We start from the raw sequence: 17758 nt of genomic DNA, 5'->3' as shown, positions 1-17758 counted from the left end.
CGTGTTCACGCCAAATCAATGAGCGGTGTACTCATCGTTTCTGGAGGTGTGTGTCATGCGAAAGACTGTCGAGAAAATAGCCCCGTTACTTATATGTCCCCTGCTATTCGGGGTGCCCTTGGCCAACGCGGAAACCTGCGAGGAAACGCTGAAGGTTGTTCAGGAGCTGTACAACAATACTGTCGATAAATGTGGCGACGATCCGGCCTCGGACTGTTCCGGCCTGCTGATCAGAGGCACGCACCGGGCGGACCCCGCGAAGGGCCAGGCGTGGGATGTGTGGAACCCGAGCCCGAGAGCGCAGGAGCTGCAGAGCGAAGCGTTTTCCTATATGCGCAAAGACATTAAATACGACAACCCTGGCATGCAGACGCAGAACGGTTATATCACCACCCCCTTTGATCTTCTCTGTCAGGGCAAGCAGGGCGGTCATCTGCAATGTGCCTTTCCGAACGATGCCTGGACCGACATGCGGACGGACAAAGGCTGTCGAGACAGCCAGCCGCGTGGCAACAGTCCGGGTTCAAAAGAGATTGAAGGTACCTGCAAGGAAATGGGCGTGAACAGTGGCGCCCAGTGGCTCGCGCACTTCAATAAATATAATAACCAGACTTACCAGGACATCTATCAATGCGGTTTCGACATGAGAAAAGGCGTGAGCAGAGCCGACCGCACCACTGCCTTCAAGAATTTTCTGGATGCGCGCAAGTTGATAAACAACCGAGAATTCCAGACCCAGACAGAACTGCGACTTTCCCTCACCGAGCCCAATGAACGTGCTGTCCTGGCTTTTTTCACCAGTGATTCACGCGGCGATGCCGCTGCCCGGTTAAATCAACAGGATTACCTGAAGAAAACCGGTAACTACCGACCGATCATCAATATCAAGTTTCCACTTCATGCCAGTGACGTCGCCACCTTCTCTTGTGCTGCCAACCAGATGGCGCCTCCGGCGAATAGTGCGAGCCCGGGTTTTTGTCGCACAGGTAAACCACCGAGCCCTGGCTTCGGGCCAGGCACTGGTTCAGGACCGACCCAGACGCCCGCTCAGGCTCAGGCCAGCCAGGCGGCCGCGGCCGCTGCCGCCGCCGCGCTTGCCGACGCGAACCTGGCCGAGTCGAAGTACTGCACCCCTTACTTCACCAAGAGCGAGTGGATTTCTCGCGACGATCCGGTGTTCGGGCCTAACACGCTGTCGCTTTCGCTGACCACCAACCCCACTTGCTCCATTAAAAAACTCAATGAAGTCGGTTGGGAACGCATGTATGCCGAGTTGTATGAAAAACACAAAAATGATCCGCAATGGAAGCAGTACGCCAACAACGGTGGATCGATGCGCGAGCAATTTTATTGCCATGTCGTCGGATACCCGGGCAAAGAGGTCATGAACCTCGAACCGGTTCGCCCGATGGTGCCTTACAAGGACTCGTTGAAACTGCCTTCGCCGTGTAACCCAGGCAAGTAATCGCCGTTTGTGCCGCGTTGGACCTGCCGCTACCCGATGGTAGCGGCAGGTTTTTTTACACCCGGAATTGCCCCAGTACCTGCTCGAGATGCGCGCTCAGGCGGTTGAGCGCGTGGCCGGACTTGCTGGAGTGCTGCGCGGCGACGGCGGTCTGGCGCGACAGGTCGGCGGTTTCGGTGACGCTGCGATTGATCTCTTCCACCACATGGGCCTGCTGCAAGGTGGCGCTGGCAATCGAGGCGTTGAGCGAGGTCAGGTTGTGCAGCGCCTGGCTGATGGCATCCAGGCTGGCGCCCGCTTCGCTGGCCTGCTCGACGGTTTCCCGCGAGGCCAGGCTGCTGGCGTCGATGGCCTTGACCGCTGCTTCCGACTGACCTTGCAGGTGCTCGATCATCGCCTGGATTTCGGCGGTGGACTGTTGCGTCCGCTGCGCCAGCAGGCGGACTTCGTCGGCGACCACGGCAAAACCGCGACCCTGCTCGCCGGCACGGGCGGCCTCGATGGCGGCGTTGAGGGCCAGCAGGTTGGTCTGTTCGGCAATGGCGCGAATCACTTCCAGCACGCTGCCGATGCGGGTGCTCTGGCCGGCCAGGGCCTGGATCACATGGACCGCCTGGTCGATGGTGGCGGACAGCTCGTCGATCTTGCGCAGGCTGCCGTGAATGCTCTGCTGGCCCTGGCGGGCGCGTTCCTGCGCCTCGCTGGTTTCGCTGGAAGCCTGCTCGGCGTTCTTCGCCACGTCCTGGACGGCGTAGGTCACCTCGTTGATGGCGGTGGCCACTTGTTCCATCTGCTGCGACTGCTGGTCGCTGCGCTGCTGGGTCTGCCCGGCGTTATCACCGACCTCGCCGGCCGAATGGCCCAGTTCTCGCGCCGCTTCCTGGAGACGCACGACCACCTGCTGCAACTGCCCGGTGAAGCTGTTGAAGTGCTGGCCGAGGCGGGTGATTTCGTCGTTGCCGTGGGTGTCCAGGCGCTTGGTCAGGTCGGCTTCGCCGCTGGCGATGGTGGCCATGGCCTCCACAGCCTCCTGCAACGGGCGGACGATACTGCGGGAAATCAGCAGCACCAGCAGCGTAAGGACTACCGCGATGCCGGCACCGAGCAGCGAGGCGTCGCGCAATTGACGGAAGAACTCGCCCTGCATGTCGTCGATATAGATGCCAGAGCCGATGATCCAGCCCCAGGGCTTGAACAACTGGATGTAGGACGTCTTTTCCACCGGGTCGCTGGCGCCGGGCTTGGGCCAGCGGTAGTCGATGCTGCCGGCGCCGCGGGTCTTGGCCAGGCTGACCATTTCATTGAACAGCGCAAAGCCGTCGGGATCGCGGATGCCGGAGAGGTCCTGGCCTTCGAGCTTGGGGTTGGTCGGGTGCATGAGCATCTTCGGCCCAAGGTCGTTGATCCAGAAGTAGTCGTTCTGGTCATAGCGCAGCGCGCGCACCGCGCTCAGCGCCTGTTGCTGTGCGGCTTCGCGGCTAAGGCTGCCAGCGGCTTCCTGACCCTGGTAGTACGTCAGGATCCCGGCGGCGGTCTCGACCACATGGCGGGTCTTTTCCGCCTTGGCCCGGTACAGGTCAGTGTGAATCTGATTGAGCATAAGCAACCCGAGGGTCACCAACATCGCCACGGCCAGCACCAGGATGAGCCACAGGCGCCGGCTGATCGACATACTGCGTAAAGTCTTCATGAAGGTCATCTCGAGTTCTTGTTATTTTGAGCATCCAAGCATGCTTTAGCGCGTCCACCTACTCGACCAATGGCTAAGTGGTTGATTCGGCTGGCTCCATTAGTACGACCGGGCAGCGTTTATCCCATAGGTCTGATAGGATTTCGGCCTTTCTGCGCCAAATCTGAAGGGTATGTCGCGATTAATGTGGCCGTTTCCGTTTTATGGTCGCCGTCGCATGCCTGGGCCTTGAAAAACCAAAGCGTATCGAAAACTAGAACGGGGCATGCCACGCGCATCGCCTTACGGGGGAATGATGGATTTTTGGACCGCCATGCAGGCAGTGATTCTCGGCATCGTCGAGGGTCTGACAGAGTTTTTGCCGGTTTCCAGTACGGGCCACCAGATAGTCGTGGCCGACTTGATCAACTTCGGCGGTGAACGGGCCATGGCCTTCAACATCATCATTCAACTGGGTGCGATCCTGGCGGTGGTGTGGGAGTTTCGCCGCAAGATCATCGACGTGGTGGTGGGCCTGCCGCGCCAGCGTGAGGCACAGCGCTTCACCGTCAACCTGCTGATCGCCTTCATGCCCGCCGTGGTGCTGGGCGTGGCCTTCGCCGATCTGATTCACGAGTACCTGTTCAACCCGATCACCGTGGCCGCGGCGCTGGTGGTGGGCGGCGTGATCATGCTCTGGGCCGAGCGTCGCGAGCATGTGATCCGTGTTGCCGAGGTGGACAACATGCACTGGACCGACGCCCTGAAAATCGGCTGCGCCCAGTGCCTGGCGATGATTCCGGGGACTTCGCGTTCCGGCTCGACCATCATCGGCGGCCTGCTGTTCGGCCTGTCGCGCAAGGCGGCCACCGAGTTCTCGTTCTTCCTGGCCATGCCGACCATGGTCGGCGCCGCGGTGTACTCCGGCTACAAATACCGTGACCTGTTCCAGCCGGACGACTTCATGGTCTTCGCCATCGGCTTCGTGGTCTCGTTCATCTTCGCCATGATCGCTGTACGCGGCCTGCTCAAGTTCATCGCCAGCCACAGCTACGCGGCGTTCGCCTGGTACCGCATCGTCTTCGGTCTGGTGATCCTCGGGACCTGGGCCTTCGGTGTGGTCGACTGGTCGGTGGCCCACGGCTGATGCGCTATCCACGGCTCAAGCTGCTGGCGTTCGCCATGCTCTGCCTGCTGCCGCTGGGCGGGGCCCTGAAAACGGGCCTCGCCGAACAGTTCTGGTTCCCTGCGCTGCTGTATATCGCGGCGAGCCTGGTGTGTGCCGGGCTCTACTGGCACGACAAGCGCCAGGCGCTGGTCCAGGGCCAGCGCATTCCGGAAAAGCTGCTGCACCTCAGCGAACTGCTCGGCGGCTGGCCGGGCGCGCTGGTGGCGCAGCAACTGTGGCGACACAAGACGCGCAAGCTGTCCTATCAAGTGGTGTTCTTGCTGATCGTGCTGGTGCACCAGGTGGTGTGGGTCGATGTGCTGTTTCTGGGCCAATGGCGGCATATCTTCTAGCCGCCGCCTCAACGCCCCGGTTCAATCCAGCAACAACCCCACCTGCAGCCACTTCGGCAACTTCTTCACCACCAACTGGTGCGACCGCCTCAACATGTCCTCAAGCGTCTGGCGTCCCAATGCGTAGGGCGGGGCGACGCTGATCCAGTGTGCCCTGGCCAGATACGGCGCCGGACGAACCCCGGGAATATCGACGTAGCCGAGGAACAGGTCCTTGTCGACCTTGAACGACAGCCCCGCACCCGCCAGGTCGAGCACTGCGAACATCTTGTTGCCGGCCACGGAAAACACCCGCACGCCGCCCCACTTATAGTCTTCCCGCGCGCCAGGCAGCGTCAGGCAGAATTCCGCGACCTGTTCTTGGTTCAGGGTCTTTTCAGACATAACGCTCTCCACATTCCTCGAAAGAAGCGACCAGATGGTCGATCCACGCCCGCACCGCCGGCAGTACGCCGCGCCGATGCGGATAGACCGCTTGCAGGTAACCGCTGGGCATCGACCAGTCCGGCAACAGGCGCACCAGCTCGCCGCTGGCCAGTTCGGCTTCGCAGTGCAGCAAGGGCAGGGCGGTGAAGCCCAGGCCGGCGAGCACCGCGGCCTTGCGTACGACAAAATCGTCGATCCCCAGGCGGGCTTCCAGGCTCAGCTCTTCACGCTGGCCGTCCTTGTCCATCAGGCGCAGGTGCACCAGCCGGTCGGCCTCTACCGCGCCGAGGACTGGTAGCGCGGCCAATTCGTTCGGGTGCTGGACCGGGTGCTGGCGGGCAAAGTCGGGGGAGGCTACCAGTTGCATCTGCGCGCGGTTGAGGCGGCGGGTGACCAGTGCCGGGTCTTCATCGCCCAGGTCGCGCACGCGCAGGGCGACATCGATGCCTTCGTTGATCAGGTCGACACGGCGGTTGACCAGGACCATTTCCAGTTGCACGTGCGGGTACAGCGCCAGGAAGCGGGTGATCACCTCCGGCAGAAAGGCGTGGGCCAGGCCCACCGGGCTGGACACGCGCAATCGTCCGCGCGGTTCGCTGGTCATGCTGGCGACCGCTTCGTCGGCCATTTCCGCCTCCAGCAGCATCGCCTGGCAGTGGCGCAGGTAGCGCTCGCCCACGGCGGTCAGCTTCAGTTGCCGGGTGGTGCGTTGCAGCAAGCGGGTACCGAGGCGCTCTTCCAGTTCGGCGATCCGCCGCGACAATCGCGACTTGGGAATCCCCAGTTGGCGCCCGGCGGCGGCGAAGCCACCAGCTTCAACCACGCGGGCAAAGTAGAACAGGTCATTGAGGTCTTGCATGATTGTTCCATCAGTGGGACGAACTAACGCAATTTTGCGAGCTTATCAGCTATTGGTTGTGCCGTTAGGATTGTCTCCATCGTGACCGCCGACCAGTGGTCCTCATTCAGGAGAGCCCCATGAAACTGTTGCACATCGATTCCAGCATCCTCGGCGACAACTCCGCTTCGCGCCAACTGAGCCAGCAAGTGGTCCAGGCCTGGCAAGCCGCCGAGCCATCGGTTCAGGTGGTCTACCGTGACCTGGCCGCCGATGCCATCAGCCATTTCTCCTCCGCCACCCTGCTGGCCGCGGGCACTCCGGAAGAAGCACGCGACGCCGCTCTGGCCCACGAAGCCAATCTGAGCGCCGAGACCCTGCAGGAGTTTCTCGACGCTGACGCCGTGGTGATCGGCGCGCCGATGTACAACTTCAGCATCGCCAGCCAGCTCAAGGCCTGGATCGACCGCATCGCTGTCGCCGGCAAGACCTTCCGCTACACCGAAACCGGCCCGGAAGGCCTGTGCGGTAACAAGAAAGTGATCGTGGTCTCCACCGCGGGCGGTCTGCATGTCGGTCAGCCTACTGGTGTCGGCCATGAAGATTTCCTCAAGGTGTTCCTCGGCTTCATCGGCATTACCGACATCGAATTCGTCCGCGCCCACGGTCTGGCCTACGGCGACGAGCCACGCAACAACGCGCTGCAGGCTGCCCAGGCTCAGATCGCCAACGACCTGTTCGCCGCGGCCTGAGTCTCCGGCCTTCGCGGGCAGTAGATGCCCGCCCTGGCTGTCAGGAGTTTCATCGAGCTTTCATCTGCACCAATGTGGCCCGCTCTATGCTTTGCATTAGGCGGGTCATCGCCATTGGGTCAGGGTGAAAGCAAATGCAGGTTCTTCGGACGTTGTTGGTGCTCGGTGCGTTGTGCTGCAGCCTTGTGGTGCAGGCCGAGCCGGCGCAACAGTGGAACGTCGGCCTGCACCGCATGAGCATTCCCGATCCGCTGGACGGCCAGCCCATGCAGGTGCTGGTGTTCTACCCCTCGAGCGGCTTGGCGCACTGGCGCCGGATCGACGGTTATCGCCTCAATGTCGCCGCCGAAGCACCGGTGGTGATGGGTCGTTTTCCCTTGCTCGCCTTGTCCCACGGCAACACCGGCACGCCCCTGGCCTTGCATGACCTGGCCAGCGCCCTGGCGCGGCGCGGCTTTGTGGTGGTTGCGGCGGTCCATCCCGGCGACAACGCCAAGGACCACAGCCGACTCGGCACCCTGAGCAACCTCTATGGCCGTCCGTTGCAAATCAGCGCTGCGATCAGCGCCACGCTGGAGGACTCACTGCTGGCGCCCTATGTCAGCGGCGAACAGGTGGGCATGATCGGGTATTCGGCGGGTGCCGAAACCGCATTGATTCTTTCCGGAGCACGTCCCGATCTTCAGCGACTGAAACGTTACTGTGAGGAACGTCCGCTGGATGCTGACGCCTGCACACGCCACGGCGAACTGGTCGCTGACCGCGACGATTTGTTGCCCGAGGCCGATCCGCGGGTGAGGGCCCTGGTGCTGATGGCGCCGTTGAGCCTGATGTTCGGTCGCCAGGCGCTGGCCGAGGTGAAGGTGCCGTCATTGATCTACAGCGGTGACCACGACCAGTTGCTGGCCATCGACAAGAACGCCGAGGCCCTGGCGCGCAAGCTGCCGGTCACGCCCAACTACCGGCGGCTGGCCGGCGCCGGGCATTTCGTCTTCATGTCGCCCTGTGACGCAGCCCAGCGCGAGCGCATGGCGGCGCTATGTACCGATGCCGACGGCGTTGATCGGGTGGGTATTCACCTGTCGTTACAGTCCGAAACGTCGCACTTCTTCAATCGCGCGCTGGGCGTGCCCAGTCGCGCGGGACTGCATACCGCCGATCAGTGAGGGGGCGAGCGGCGTAGCAGCGTCAGGGTCAGGCCGACGCCCAGCAGCGACAGCAGCGCCGCCACACAGAAAATCCAGGCGTAACCCAGATGGGCCGCGACCGCACCCATCACCGGCCCGGCGATCGCCAGGGCGAGATCGAAGAACACGGCATAAGCGCTCAGCCCGGCGCCGCGACTGGTCGGCGGCACTTGCTTGATCGCCTCGACCCCCAGCGCCGGGTACACCAGCGACAGCCCGAAGCCGGTCAGCCCCGCACCGAGCAGCGCCAACAGCGGCGACGGTGCCAGCCACAGCAGCGTCAGGCCGAGCGTCTCCACCGCCATGCATGCAATCGCTACGCGGTAGCCGCCCCACTGGTTGACGGCATTCACAAACATCAATCGGGAAACGATAAAGCACACGCCGAAGGCGCTCAGGCACCAGGCCGCGCCGGTCCAGCCGCGCTCCAGGTAGAAGAGCGTGACGAAGGTGGTCAGGGTGCCATAGCCGATGGACGCCAGGGTCAGCGCCACCCCGCACGGCGCCACGCGAGCGAACGCGGCCCAGAACGGCAGGCGTTCACCGCGCATGACGGGCAGCGATGGCTGGGTGCGAATCACCAAAAGCGCCAACACGGCCAACGCGGTCAACGCCAGGCCGATGCTGTAGAAGCCGGTTTCCTGCGCCAGCAACACGCCGACTGGCGCACCAATGGCGATCGCGCCGTAGGAAGCGATGCCATTCCAGGAAATCACCCGCGCCGTGTGTTCGGCGCCCACCTGTCCAATGCCCCAGCTCAGCGTGCCGACGCCGATCAAACCCTGGGCGATGCCCAGCAGCACGCGCGCCACCAGCAGCAGGGTCAGGCTCGCCAACGGCACACTGACCAACAGCGCGGAGCCCCAGGTCAACAGGCCGCTGACGCCTATCCCGGCCAGGCCATAGGCGATGGTGCGGCGGGTGCCGAGGCTGTCGGCAAGGCGCCCGGCCATCGGCCGGCTGAGCAGGGTCGCCAGGTATTGGATGCCGATGGTCAGGCCGGCGATTATCGCGCTGTAGCCCAGCACATCGTGGACATGGCCCGGCAGTACCGCGATCGGCAGGCCGATGCAGAGGAAGGCAATGAAGGTGTAGAAAACGATCGACAGGATCTGCAGGGTGACCGAAGGCGTTGTGGGCGTCGCGGAGGGTGAAGCAGGCATGGGGTTTCGTTCGCAGGCAAGCGGTTGAAGCGTTACATCATGGCGGCAGGCGGGAAGAAAAGAAAGCAGGCTAACGAATGAATCGGCAGCCGAAAACAACAGCGGGCCGGCCCGTTCCCGCTGTATGGGACGGGCCGGCCCGCTGTATTACCGCTAAGCGAGGATCAGACCACGACGCCCTGGCTGCGCAGGTAATCGTCGTAGGTGCCGCTGAAGTCCACCACGCCGGTGGCGCTCAGCTCGATGATGCGGGTTGCCAGCGACGAAACGAACTCGCGGTCGTGGCTGACAAACACCAGCGTGCCCGGATAGTTCTCCAGCGCCAGGTTCAGCGCCTCGATGGATTCCATGTCCAGGTGGTTGGTCGGTTCGTCCATCACCAGCACGTTGGGCTTTTGCAGGATCAGCTTGCCGAACAGCATGCGGCCCTGTTCACCCCCGGAGATCACCTTCACCGACTTGAGGATCTCGTCGTTGGAGAACAGCATGCGGCCGAGGGTGCCACGAATCACTTGCTCGCCCTGGGTCCACTGGCCCATCCAGTCGAACAGGCTGACATCGTCTTCGAAGTCGTGGGCATGGTCCTGGGCGTAGTAGCCGACTTCGGCGCTCTCGGTCCATTTCACCGCACCGGCATCCGGGGTCATTTCACCGACCAGGGTGCGCAGCAGGGTGGTCTTGCCGATACCGTTCGGGCCGATGATCGCGACGCGCTCGCCGGCTTCGATGGTGAAGCTGAAGTCCTTGAACAGCGGCTTGCCGTCGAAGCCCTTGGAGACTTTCTCCAGGGTCACGGCCTGGCGGTGCAGCTTCTTGGTCTGTTCGAAACGAATGAACGGACTGACCCGGCTCGACGGCTTGACCTCGGCCAGCTGGATCTTGTCGATCTGCTTGGCGCGGGAGGTGGCCTGCTTGGCTTTCGAGGCGTTGGCCGAGAAGCGGCTGACGAAGGTCTGCAGCTCGGCGATCTGGGCTTTCTTCTTGGCGTTGTCCGACAGCAACTGCTCGCGGGACTGGGTCGCGGCGGTCATGTACTCGTCATAGTTGCCCGGGAACAGGCGCAGCTCGCCGTAGTCCAGGTCGGCCATGTGGGTGCAGACGCTGTTCAGGAAGTGACGGTCGTGGGAAATGATGATCATGGTGCTGTTACGCGCCGTGAGGATGCTTTCCAGCCAACGGATGGTGTTGATGTCCAGGTGGTTGGTTGGTTCGTCGAGCAGCAGCACTTCCGGATTGGAGAACAGCGCCTGGGCCAGCAACACCCGCAGTTTCCAGCCTGGAGCGACTTCGCTCATCGGACCGAAATGCTGTTCCAGCGGAATACCCAGGCCCAGCAGCAGCTCACCGGCGCGGGATTCGGCGGTGTAGCCGTCCATCTCGGCGAATTCGGTTTCCAGCTCGGCGACGGCCATGCCGTCTTCCTCGGTCATTTCCGGCAGCGAATAGATGCGATCGCGCTCGGCCTTGACCTTCCACAGCTCCTCGTGGCCCATGATCACCGTGTCGATCACGGTGAACTCCTCGTAGGCGAACTGATCCTGGCGCAGCTTGCCGAGGCGGGTGTTCGGCTCGAGCATGACCTGGCCGCCGCTCGGCTCCAGATCGCCACCGAGAATCTTCATGAAGGTGGACTTGCCACAGCCGTTGGCGCCGATCAGGCCGTAGCGATTGCCGTTGTTGAACTTGACCGAGACGTTCTCGAACAGAGGTTTGGCGCCGAACTGCATGGTGATGTTAGCGGTAGAAATCAAGTGCTTGTCCTGCGGGGATTCCAGAGGTGTATTTAGTCGCTCGTGTCAGCGTTGGGCCAATCTTGGGCCAATTCGACGCTAGGCGGCAGCTTCTCCAGCTCCCTCCAGTCAGACGAGGAGCTGATCCATTTCGCGTAGGTAGAAGGCAACATCCAGACGCTGTGCCCAAGCTGATTCGCGATGAGCCCAGGGTTCATCGCGGCCATCAGGCACGTAGTTGCGTAGGTGTGGCGGGTGTCTTACTGACGGCGTTCACGGATGCTCAGCGCCTTGAGCGCTGATTTGAAGGCGCGGATTGTAACACCTGGCTCGTTGATCCACAGCCCACCTTTGCTCGGTTGAAGCACGAAAGGGCTGACCAGGCCCGCCGACTTGGAGGTCATGCGGTGCAGCGTTGCATCCCTCAGGCGCATTATTTAGCTTTCAGTATGGGGTGGAACGGGGAATCGAGGCTTTGTGCTATACAAGCCTTTTGCCAAGGACGCTGCCATGTCGACTAACTATCAAGCGCAGTACAAATCCTCTGCAAATCAGCAGTGGCAAACTAAAACCTATGGCTCCGAAATGGGATGTATGCAGGAGCTTTCTCGGTTGAGGGCGAAGTATCCGTTTGCCCGGGTTATTGATCCGGCAGGTCGAGTTGTAAGCTAACTATGGAAAGGGCTTTCACTGGTGTGTTGCGCCCGCATCATCGCTAGTGAGAGTCGCTCATTTGTGGTTCACCCCTCTCCCTGATACCGTCGCGCCCTGGCCTATAGGAGGAATGGATGAGTAAGGTTAAGTATTGGGCGTTCACCGTTGGCGCAGTGCTGTCGGCCTTGTCCGGCGCCGTGGTTGTCTGGAAGGGGTTCACCGAAAACCATTGGTACTTGGCGGCAACGCCGATTTATTTGGTGCTTGCCGTGTCGCTCTGGAACATGGCCTCCAGGCTTCGGACAGTGTAGGGAAGATGCTGGTGCTCCTTGAGTAGTTCAGTCTGCTAGCATCGCGGTTTTGCAGTGAAGGACCACATCATGAAGATCAACAGGGTATCCGTAGTGTTGGCCGGTGCCGCCCTCATGACGTGTACCAATGCGTGGTCCTGGTATATGAAGGGCGACGTCATCCAGTTCAATGCGGCTGAGCGGAATTTCTGCGAGGCAGGGACGATGGATGCTGCCGCTATCATGTACAGCAGGCAAATGGGTACGCCGCTGTCATATGCCTATGAGGCGTATTCCGATATCCATGAAAAGATGAGGGAAAAGTTCACCAAGATGGCCGAAGACTACCCCATAGAAAGCACGAAAGAGAAGAAAATGGCAGTCGCCGATAAATTCACCAACGACATGCATAGAGGGTGCTTTCTATACCTGAAGGTTGCCCAGCCAGAGTCGTTTGCCGAGTAAGTTCAAAACGTTGTTGCGATTGCCAGCGCAAGTTGCTCGTCGTTCATGTGTGGCGGGGCGTAGGCCGCGTGGTAGTAGCGAGTCGCTTGTTCGAACTGCGCCCCCCGGATTTCTCCACTTGAGCCGATGAAGGCGAGGGCATCGGCCTTGGCAGGCTTGAAGTTGTGCACCGCCAGTTCGCTAAGCCCGGTGGTTCCTGAAACGAGGAAGGTTGGGGAGAGCAGTACCAGCAGCATCGACCTGTCGTACGAGCCCTTGTTCTCATCCGCCAGGGCTTGAGGACTGAGCATTACCAGGGTGGCGATGATCAGCGTTTTCCATGAGTCCATTCCGTGCCGCGTCCTGGGTTGCTATCGAGGGGCATCACCATAGCAAGGCGGAGGCTCGCGAGAAACAATAAGGCCGGCCATTTGGGGTATTTCACCGCAAACGGATTGACATAAGGCATCTTGCCATTATCGTTCTGTGACAATCATCGCGTCCGGGGCAAGGAACATGGCGAATCTGCTGGTAAAAGGTGTTCGGCTACTGGCCGTTGGGGCGGCATTGTCCAGCCTGCATGGCTGCATGCTCGATCCCGCGGGCATCGGCCTGACCCTGGCCCAGGCCGCCTATACGCCGGATGATCCGGAGCCTATCGACCACCTGACCCCGCTCAAGGACATGTACAGGGGGCAGGATTGTCGACAATTGGACGTCACCGACGGGGCGCTGAGAACCAATCTGGGCGAGCCCGGCGAGCACAATATCGTGCCGACGGCGCTGGAAGCCATCCGCCAGGTCAAGGCGGAAAAAGGCTGTCCGGCCGAGGCCCAAGTCGCTGCGACAGTGGCACCGGCCACGGCACCGGCTGTAAATACGGTGCCTGCCACCAATACGGCGTCAACTGCAAACGGGGCGCCGCTTACCGTCAATGTCGCTCCGCCAACGTCCGGAAGGGGCTGGCTGGGTGCCTCGTTGCTTCCTGCCGACAAGCTGCACGACGTCCTGGTTCGGGACCTGGGCTTGCCCGACAGCCACGGCGTGCTGGTAACCGGTGTCATCCCGGGAAGTGCTGCGGCTCAAGCCGGGATCAAGGCCGCAGACGTGATCCAGTCCATCGATGGCCAGGTGTTCGACCAGACCACCCAGTTGATCGCCTACCTTGCCTCGAACAAGGCGGGCACTCCGGTGACCCTGAAACTATGGCGCAACCGCAGCAGCATCACCCTTGTCGCGACCTTGGCAGGCAACCAGCCACCGCCGATTTACGCGGCGACGGGTTCGCTTATCTACTGCTATGCCATGGCGATGCCCGGCACACTCATCCCCGGCGGCGGTAGTTACTGGTTGAGCACGCCATTCGCCTTGCCGGGCGCAACGGTCAGCAATGCCGCCGAGCGCGGGAAAGTGGTGGGTCAGCAGTTCAAGCAGTACCTGCTGAGCCAGGGCGTGAATCCCGAGACGGTCAAGGAGGCGTTCGGCATCTGCAGCCAGGGCATCGGCAACGCAAACACCTTCCTCGAAGCCGAAGAAAATTCGCGCAAGCACCCTGCGTTCCTGGCCACCAACTCCACCAGCGTGAAGATCCTCTGGCAGCCCTGACACGCAGGCCCGTCGCCAAGGCAAGGAGGCCTGGTTGAAATTCATTGTTATGGAGCCCCATCGCAGCGAGTTCCCCGAACCCATCACCTTCACGGAGGGCACCTCGCTGCAGGTGGGCGAGGCCTATGAGGGCGATGAAGGTTGGGAACACTGGTATTTCTGCGAAACCGCAGGGCAGCGTGGCGGTTGGGTGCCGGCGCAGGTGATCCGGATGCTGGCGCCGGGACAGGGCGTGGCGCGGGAGGATTACACGGCGCGGGAGCTGGAGGTCGAGGTGGGCCAGCGGTTGCTGGGCGGACGGCAACTCAATGGTTGGGTCTGGTGTGATCGGCACGCCGAATCCGGCTGGGTACCGCTACGCAATCTGCGGGCCGACGGCGACTGACGCCTCAATCGAGTTGTTTGACCAGCAGCTTGCTCTCGTTCATCCGCGCACGTTCGCTCCAGGAGGCAGTGTGGCTGGCCTTGTTCCAGCGCACTTTGCTGATGCCATTTTCTTCGGCGCGGGCGATAGCGTCAGTGATGCAGCGCAGGCCCACGGTGGCGCCGACGCAGGCGCCGTCGATCAGCAGCGCGGCTTTCCAGGCTTCCAGCCAGCTCATGCCGTTGCGATCGGTAACGACGACCTTCTTCAGGCCGTTCTTTACATAGTGAATCTCGTACTTGTCCTGCATGTCCCTGCCTGTAGGCTGAACGTCCTTGAATTGCGAAATATTATCATTAGCGCTGACGTAATGACATTGGCGCATGGTCTTACACTAGTCGCGAATTGCCTGTGATAGAGCGGCGCAGATCAATTGCCCAGCGTTTACAGGGCTTCGCCGCTGTAGTTAACTGACTTGCCGTGGCACCTAGCCATCCGTCTTGAGGCAACTAGCTGTGACCTTGAGTTTCCGCCCCGTGCAGGCCAGCGATATCCCAACCGTGTGCAGCTTCGCCCAGACCGCCGACGAGGCGTTTTTCTTCTTTCCCAAGTGCACGTTTCCGGTGACGCCCGAGCAAATGACCGCGGCCATCGCGCAGCGCAGCGACTCATCGGTGGTGGTCGAGGGCGACGAGGTGCTGGCGTTCGCCAACTTCTACCAGTGGGAGCAGGGCGGCACCTGCTCGCTGGGTAATGTGCTGGTCTCGCCCGCCGCGCGTGGACGGGGCGTGGCACGTTACCTGGTTCAGCAGATGATCGAGGTGGCGCGCAGTCGGCATCAGGCGCGGGAAATGAAAGTGTCCTGCTTCAATCACAACACCGCCGGCTTGTTGCTCTACCCGGCACTGGGCTTCGTGCCGTTCGGCATCGAGGAGCGTCAGGACCCGGCCGGCCATCGCGTGGCGCTGGTGCAGATGAAGCAATCGTTGTTGCCGGCAGACCTCACGCCGTTGACGGCATGACAGCGACGGCCTATACAGGCGCGGTCAATCTGTACCCGCAGCAGGAAACTTCCCATGCATGATGAAGACGATATTCACGAACCCGAGCATGACCACCTGCTCGACCATGAATTTCATGACGATGACGAACGCGAAACCCAGGCCGACCCGATGTTCGACGACGTCGAGGACGAAGACGAGGAATACGGCCTCGATGTGCTGGACGACGAGGATCACGAGGACTGGTGAGCAACCCTCAGTCTAGGGGCGGAAGCGCGGTAGCGGTCGCTCCAGTTGCAGGCTCGTCAGGGTGCGTTTGACCAGCACTTCGTCAGCCTCGACAGCCCGCAGGCTTTCGCGGATCTTGCCGGCTACCGGGTCATCGCCTTGACGGTCGATCCAGTCGGCAATGTCCTTGCAGGCACTGGCCAGCTTGTCTTGCCGATGGTTGATGACGGTCAGCAGGGTTTTGATGTCTTTGTCGGACATGACTCATTCCTCCTGTAAGCGAATTCAGTGTAGCAGCACCCTGGTGAACTGGCCGGGTGCCAGCCGTCGGCACGCAACCGCGCTGCGTCAGGGCTTGACCAGGTTACGGAACCAATCGTTGAGCATCGCCTTTTCCGAATACAACTGATCACTTGTGCCTACCCGCCCGGGGCGTTGCAGGTAGAACTTGTCGTCCACTCGCACGTCGGCCTGCTTCACTATCTGCCCCTGTTGTTGCAGGGTGTAGTGAAGGTCGATGCTTGGCCAGGTGATGTCGCGCATGAAGCGCACCGAGTTGGCGTTGGTTTGCCAGGGTTCGTAGCGTCCGGCCAGGTCGATATCGCGGATATCGATGCGCAAGGTCTGTCCGGCAGTCAGATAGCGCGTGCCAAGGGATTCCAGATAACTGCGCAGTGCTTTCATGACCTGTTCGTCGGCGCCGCGCTCGTAGCCGTTGCTTCTGAGGCTGGCGTCGCGGAATTTCTCCGGCTGGATGAAGTTGACCTCGACACTCGGCGAGGCCGCGTAGGCCATGCTGTTTAAAGCCAGCATGACGAGGGTGGCGAAAGTCAGGGCCAGGCGCATGATGACACCTCCGGGAGCGCAGGACTGCGAAGCGCAGCCGCGTTTATTGTACGCCCGTGATCCTCGGATGGAGCAGGAGAGAGGCGATGAACACTGTTGTTCGTGTAGCGCGCAATCCACTTGGGCGGGACTTGGCCGTCGGTGATGTGCATGGGCATTTTTCCCGCCTGCGCGAGGCGCTGGAGGCGGTGGATTTCGACCCGGCGCGGGACCGGCTGTTCAGCGTCGGTGATCTCGTCGATCGCGGGCCTGAGTGCGAAGAGGTCTTGGAGTGGCTGGCGCAGCCTTGGTTTCACGCCGTGCAAGGTAATCACGAAGCCCTGGCGGTATCGCATGTGCGTGGCGAGTGGCTGGATTACGCGATGTACCGGGCTGCCGGCGGTGCCTGGTTTCTCGATCTGGCCCCGGCGCGGCAAGCGCATTTCGCCGAGCGCTTCGCGTTGATGCCGCTGGCGCTGGAAGTCGACACCGCGCAAGGCCCGATCGGCATCCTCCACGCCGATTGTCCGTGCCTGCGCTGGAGCGACCTGTTGCCACTGCTGGAGCAGACGCCTGTGCCGCCCAAGGTGCAGGAGGTCTGCCAATGGTCGCGGCAGCGCTTGCGCGATGAAGACGCGCGCGGTGTCGAGGGCCTGCGCGCCTTGCTGGTGGGGCACACGCCGCTGCAGGCGGTGCGGGTGCTGGGCAATGTCTGGCATATCGACACGGGCGGTTGGTCCAAGGGCCATTTCACCCTGCTGGACCTGGCCACACTGGAAATCGCTCAGCCGATCCGCCCCAGATAGTCGATGACCTTGGCAAGAACCCGCGCCGAGTCCTCGCGGTGCGGCACGTGGTGGCAGCCTTCGAGAATCACCGCTTCGCCGCGGTCTCCGGCCAGCGCGGCGATACGTTGCGGGTGCAGCACCGAGCCGTATTCGTCCAGATCGCCGTGCAGTGCCAGCAGCGGACAGTGCACGGAGCCCACGCTGTGTTTCAGGGTCCAGTTGCTGAAAGCCGCCGACAGCCAGGTTTCGGTCCAGGCATCCAGCACCCACTGCGCCTTGTCGCCGTGGTATTTGCCCAGTCGCTCCAGTTGGCCGGGCGCCTGGAACTGTTGCTTGGCGGTGCGGATGCCTTGCAACGTACGGTCCTCGACGAAGGCCTGGGCCGATTCGGTGATCAGCGCCAGGCAATCGCGTGGGTTGTTTGCGGCGCAGTGGCTGGCCATGGCCCCGCCGACGCTGTGACCGAAGGCAATGAAGCGCTCAATGCCCAGCGCTTCACGCAGTTGCGGGAAGAAGCGCTCGGCTTCGTCCTGGATGAAGGTCAGCGGCAGGTGGCCCGGATAAGGCGCCGACTGGCCGAAGCCGAGCCGGTCATAAGCCACAACGTCCAGCCCGGTGGCTTCGCACAGTTGCTGCGGGAAGTCGCGCCACAGTTCGACCGAGCCCAGCGAGTCATGAAACAGCACGATGACCGGTTTGTCCGAGACGTTGGGAGTGGCGAACCAGCGCCGGGCGAACAGGCGACCCTGCGGGGTTTCGATCCAGAAGACTTCCGTTGTAACAGGCGACATAGGGCGTTCCGATTCAG

The 17758-nt window shown here is 61.9% G+C and carries 23 protein-coding genes and 1 pseudogene; 13 read left to right on the top strand and 11 right to left on the bottom strand.

The genetic code is table 11. The annotated features are described in order from the left end of the window. Positions 1 to 55 precede the first annotated feature (55 nt). The gene (locus CKW37_RS01085; RefSeq protein ID WP_095153582.1) at positions 56 to 1465 is read left to right on the top strand and encodes a DUF2599 domain-containing protein; all 1410 of its coding nucleotides are present in this window, start codon (positions 56 to 58) and stop codon (positions 1463 to 1465) included. A 55-nt stretch (positions 1466 to 1520) separates the two neighbouring features. On the opposite strand, the gene CKW37_RS01080 is transcribed toward CKW37_RS01085, so the two are convergent. Beyond that, positions 1521 to 3155, bottom strand: a complete 1635-nt coding sequence (locus tag CKW37_RS01080) for a methyl-accepting chemotaxis protein (protein WP_095153836.1) — start codon at positions 3153 to 3155, stop codon at positions 1521 to 1523. Between the two features lie 295 nt (positions 3156 to 3450). Here CKW37_RS01080 and CKW37_RS01075 point away from each other — a divergent pair, with 295 nt between their 5' ends. Continuing rightward, the gene (locus CKW37_RS01075; RefSeq protein ID WP_095153835.1) at positions 3451 to 4281 is read left to right on the top strand and encodes an undecaprenyl-diphosphate phosphatase; all 831 of its coding nucleotides are present in this window, start codon (positions 3451 to 3453) and stop codon (positions 4279 to 4281) included. Next, positions 4281 to 4655: a DUF1294 domain-containing protein gene (locus tag CKW37_RS01070; RefSeq protein WP_095153581.1), complete on the top strand. Its 375-nt coding sequence runs from the start codon at positions 4281 to 4283 to the stop codon at positions 4653 to 4655. Before CKW37_RS01075 ends, CKW37_RS01070 begins: the two co-directional genes overlap by 1 nt. A gap of 21 nt (positions 4656 to 4676) precedes the next feature. Here the strand turns inward: CKW37_RS01070 and CKW37_RS01065 are convergent, their stop codons facing one another. Together CKW37_RS01065 and CKW37_RS01060 are read right to left on the bottom strand one after the other, a co-directional pair. After that, positions 4677 to 5039 carry an MmcQ/YjbR family DNA-binding protein gene (locus CKW37_RS01065; RefSeq protein ID WP_095153580.1) on the bottom strand — a complete coding sequence of 121 codons (363 nt, stop codon included), beginning with the start codon at positions 5037 to 5039 and terminating at the stop codon, positions 4677 to 4679. Further along, on the bottom strand, positions 5032 to 5940 hold the full coding sequence (locus tag CKW37_RS01060) for a LysR substrate-binding domain-containing protein (RefSeq protein ID WP_095153579.1): 909 nt from the start codon (positions 5938 to 5940) through the stop codon (positions 5032 to 5034). Before CKW37_RS01060 ends, CKW37_RS01065 begins: the two co-directional genes overlap by 8 nt. 119 nt (positions 5941 to 6059) lie before the next feature. On the opposite strand from CKW37_RS01060, the gene CKW37_RS01055 reads away from it, so the two are divergent. Both CKW37_RS01055 and CKW37_RS01050 read left to right on the top strand, forming a co-directional pair. After that, positions 6060 to 6671: an FMN-dependent NADH-azoreductase gene (locus tag CKW37_RS01055; RefSeq protein WP_095153578.1), complete on the top strand. Its 612-nt coding sequence runs from the start codon at positions 6060 to 6062 to the stop codon at positions 6669 to 6671. A 134-nt stretch (positions 6672 to 6805) separates the two neighbouring features. Further along, a complete protein-coding gene (locus tag CKW37_RS01050; RefSeq protein WP_095153577.1) occupies positions 6806 to 7837 on the top strand; it encodes a dienelactone hydrolase in 1032 nt (343 codons plus the stop codon). Here CKW37_RS01050 and CKW37_RS01045 read toward each other — a convergent pair. From CKW37_RS01045 to CKW37_RS33480, 3 genes and pseudogenes are all read right to left on the bottom strand, one after another. Continuing rightward, positions 7831 to 9021 (bottom strand): MFS transporter, encoded by a 1191-nt coding sequence (locus tag CKW37_RS01045; RefSeq protein WP_095153576.1) that lies wholly within the window; start codon positions 9019 to 9021, stop codon positions 7831 to 7833. The genes CKW37_RS01050 and CKW37_RS01045 overlap by 7 nt on opposite strands. Positions 9022 to 9185: 164 nt before the next feature. Beyond that, entirely contained in the window at positions 9186 to 10772 is a 1587-nt protein-coding gene (locus CKW37_RS01040) for an ABC-F family ATPase (protein WP_095153575.1), read from the bottom strand. A gap of 32 nt (positions 10773 to 10804) precedes the next feature. Then, positions 10805 to 11155, bottom strand: a pseudogene (locus CKW37_RS33480) (integrase). 106 nt (positions 11156 to 11261) lie between these two features. Here CKW37_RS33480 and CKW37_RS32750 point away from each other — a divergent pair. The 3 genes from CKW37_RS32750 to CKW37_RS01030 all read left to right on the top strand — a co-directional run bounded on the left by CKW37_RS32750 (position 11262) and on the right by CKW37_RS01030 (position 12160). Then, a complete protein-coding gene (locus CKW37_RS32750; protein WP_159985193.1) occupies positions 11262 to 11423 on the top strand; it encodes a hypothetical protein in 162 nt (53 codons plus the stop codon). Positions 11424 to 11539: 116 nt separating this feature from the next. Further along, complete coding sequence (locus CKW37_RS32745) at positions 11540 to 11716, top strand: hypothetical protein (RefSeq protein WP_159985191.1); 177 nt, start codon at positions 11540 to 11542, stop codon at positions 11714 to 11716. A gap of 69 nt (positions 11717 to 11785) precedes the next feature. After that, on the top strand, positions 11786 to 12160 hold the full coding sequence (locus CKW37_RS01030; protein ID WP_095153574.1) for a hypothetical protein: 375 nt from the start codon (positions 11786 to 11788) through the stop codon (positions 12158 to 12160). 2 nt (positions 12161 to 12162) lie between these two features. On the opposite strand, the gene CKW37_RS01025 is transcribed toward CKW37_RS01030, so the two are convergent. Continuing rightward, positions 12163 to 12489 carry a DUF2388 domain-containing protein gene (locus CKW37_RS01025; RefSeq protein WP_095153573.1) on the bottom strand — a complete coding sequence of 109 codons (327 nt, stop codon included), beginning with the start codon at positions 12487 to 12489 and terminating at the stop codon, positions 12163 to 12165. 166 nt (positions 12490 to 12655) lie between these two features. On the opposite strand from CKW37_RS01025, the gene CKW37_RS01020 reads away from it, so the two are divergent. Together CKW37_RS01020 and CKW37_RS01015 are read left to right on the top strand one after the other, a co-directional pair. Next, entirely contained in the window at positions 12656 to 13744 is a 1089-nt protein-coding gene (locus tag CKW37_RS01020; protein WP_095153572.1) for a PDZ domain-containing protein, read from the top strand. A gap of 34 nt (positions 13745 to 13778) precedes the next feature. Further along, the gene (locus CKW37_RS01015) at positions 13779 to 14129 is read left to right on the top strand and encodes an SH3 domain-containing protein (RefSeq protein WP_218241179.1); all 351 of its coding nucleotides are present in this window, start codon (positions 13779 to 13781) and stop codon (positions 14127 to 14129) included. A gap of 4 nt (positions 14130 to 14133) precedes the next feature. Here the strand turns inward: CKW37_RS01015 and CKW37_RS01010 are convergent, their stop codons facing one another. Beyond that, positions 14134 to 14418, bottom strand: coding sequence for a hypothetical protein (locus CKW37_RS01010; RefSeq protein ID WP_095153570.1), 285 nt, complete (start codon positions 14416 to 14418; stop codon positions 14134 to 14136). 205 nt (positions 14419 to 14623) lie between these two features. Between CKW37_RS01010 and CKW37_RS01005 the strand changes: the two genes are divergently transcribed. Together CKW37_RS01005 and CKW37_RS32905 are read left to right on the top strand one after the other, a co-directional pair. After that, complete coding sequence (locus CKW37_RS01005; RefSeq protein WP_095153569.1) at positions 14624 to 15130, top strand: GNAT family N-acetyltransferase; 507 nt, start codon at positions 14624 to 14626, stop codon at positions 15128 to 15130. A 54-nt stretch (positions 15131 to 15184) separates the two neighbouring features. Then, a complete protein-coding gene (locus tag CKW37_RS32905) occupies positions 15185 to 15358 on the top strand; it encodes a hypothetical protein (RefSeq protein WP_177454387.1) in 174 nt (57 codons plus the stop codon). Positions 15359 to 15370: 12 nt separating this feature from the next. Here CKW37_RS32905 and CKW37_RS01000 read toward each other — a convergent pair whose 3' ends face one another. After that, positions 15371 to 15598 carry a hypothetical protein gene (locus CKW37_RS01000; RefSeq protein ID WP_095153568.1) on the bottom strand — a complete coding sequence of 76 codons (228 nt, stop codon included), beginning with the start codon at positions 15596 to 15598 and terminating at the stop codon, positions 15371 to 15373. An 87-nt stretch (positions 15599 to 15685) separates the two neighbouring features. Continuing rightward, positions 15686 to 16183, bottom strand: coding sequence for a DUF3016 domain-containing protein (locus CKW37_RS00995; protein WP_095153567.1), 498 nt, complete (start codon positions 16181 to 16183; stop codon positions 15686 to 15688). A gap of 86 nt (positions 16184 to 16269) precedes the next feature. On the opposite strand from CKW37_RS00995, the gene CKW37_RS00990 reads away from it, so the two are divergent. Then, on the top strand, positions 16270 to 16968 hold the full coding sequence (locus tag CKW37_RS00990; RefSeq protein WP_095153566.1) for a metallophosphoesterase: 699 nt from the start codon (positions 16270 to 16272) through the stop codon (positions 16966 to 16968). Here CKW37_RS00990 and CKW37_RS00985 read toward each other — a convergent pair. After that, entirely contained in the window at positions 16947 to 17741 is a 795-nt protein-coding gene (locus CKW37_RS00985; protein ID WP_095153565.1) for an alpha/beta hydrolase, read from the bottom strand. The two genes, CKW37_RS00990 and CKW37_RS00985, sit on opposite strands and share 22 nt — an antisense overlap. Between the last annotated feature and the right edge of the window lie 17 nt (positions 17742 to 17758).

The organism is Pseudomonas sp. Irchel 3E13 (assembly GCF_900187455.1).
GTDB lineage: Bacteria > Pseudomonadota > Gammaproteobacteria > Pseudomonadales > Pseudomonadaceae > Aquipseudomonas.
Note: the sequence above shows the minus strand (reverse complement) of the source record. Positions and strands in the feature narration are given on the sequence as shown.

What these genes read in the sequence shown, in the direction of transcription:
- CKW37_RS01085 (WP_095153582.1), top strand. Translation starts at nt 56, where the DNA reads ATGCGAAAGACTGTCGAGAAAATAGCCCCGTTACTTATATGTCCCCTG.
- CKW37_RS01080 (WP_095153836.1), bottom strand. Translation starts at nt 3,155, where the DNA reads ATGAAGACTTTACGCAGTATGTCGATCAGCCGGCGCCTGTGGCTCATC.
- CKW37_RS01075 (WP_095153835.1), top strand. Translation starts at nt 3,451, where the DNA reads ATGGATTTTTGGACCGCCATGCAGGCAGTGATTCTCGGCATCGTCGAG.
- CKW37_RS01070 (WP_095153581.1), top strand. Translation starts at nt 4,281, where the DNA reads ATGCGCTATCCACGGCTCAAGCTGCTGGCGTTCGCCATGCTCTGCCTG.
- CKW37_RS01065 (WP_095153580.1), bottom strand. Translation starts at nt 5,039, where the DNA reads ATGTCTGAAAAGACCCTGAACCAAGAACAGGTCGCGGAATTCTGCCTG.
- CKW37_RS01060 (WP_095153579.1), bottom strand. Translation starts at nt 5,940, where the DNA reads ATGCAAGACCTCAATGACCTGTTCTACTTTGCCCGCGTGGTTGAAGCT.
- CKW37_RS01055 (WP_095153578.1), top strand. Translation starts at nt 6,060, where the DNA reads ATGAAACTGTTGCACATCGATTCCAGCATCCTCGGCGACAACTCCGCT.
- CKW37_RS01050 (WP_095153577.1), top strand. Translation starts at nt 6,806, where the DNA reads ATGCAGGTTCTTCGGACGTTGTTGGTGCTCGGTGCGTTGTGCTGCAGC.
- CKW37_RS01045 (WP_095153576.1), bottom strand. Translation starts at nt 9,021, where the DNA reads ATGCCTGCTTCACCCTCCGCGACGCCCACAACGCCTTCGGTCACCCTG.
- CKW37_RS32750 (WP_159985193.1), top strand. Translation starts at nt 11,262, where the DNA reads ATGTCGACTAACTATCAAGCGCAGTACAAATCCTCTGCAAATCAGCAG.
- CKW37_RS32745 (WP_159985191.1), top strand. Translation starts at nt 11,540, where the DNA reads ATGAGTAAGGTTAAGTATTGGGCGTTCACCGTTGGCGCAGTGCTGTCG.
- CKW37_RS01030 (WP_095153574.1), top strand. Translation starts at nt 11,786, where the DNA reads ATGAAGATCAACAGGGTATCCGTAGTGTTGGCCGGTGCCGCCCTCATG.
- CKW37_RS01025 (WP_095153573.1), bottom strand. Translation starts at nt 12,489, where the DNA reads ATGGACTCATGGAAAACGCTGATCATCGCCACCCTGGTAATGCTCAGT.
- CKW37_RS01020 (WP_095153572.1), top strand. Translation starts at nt 12,656, where the DNA reads ATGGCGAATCTGCTGGTAAAAGGTGTTCGGCTACTGGCCGTTGGGGCG.
- CKW37_RS01010 (WP_095153570.1), bottom strand. Translation starts at nt 14,418, where the DNA reads ATGCAGGACAAGTACGAGATTCACTATGTAAAGAACGGCCTGAAGAAG.
- CKW37_RS32905 (WP_177454387.1), top strand. Translation starts at nt 15,185, where the DNA reads ATGCATGATGAAGACGATATTCACGAACCCGAGCATGACCACCTGCTC.
- CKW37_RS01000 (WP_095153568.1), bottom strand. Translation starts at nt 15,598, where the DNA reads ATGTCCGACAAAGACATCAAAACCCTGCTGACCGTCATCAACCATCGG.
- CKW37_RS00995 (WP_095153567.1), bottom strand. Translation starts at nt 16,183, where the DNA reads ATGCGCCTGGCCCTGACTTTCGCCACCCTCGTCATGCTGGCTTTAAAC.
- CKW37_RS00990 (WP_095153566.1), top strand. Translation starts at nt 16,270, where the DNA reads ATGAACACTGTTGTTCGTGTAGCGCGCAATCCACTTGGGCGGGACTTG.
- CKW37_RS00985 (WP_095153565.1), bottom strand. Translation starts at nt 17,741, where the DNA reads ATGTCGCCTGTTACAACGGAAGTCTTCTGGATCGAAACCCCGCAGGGT.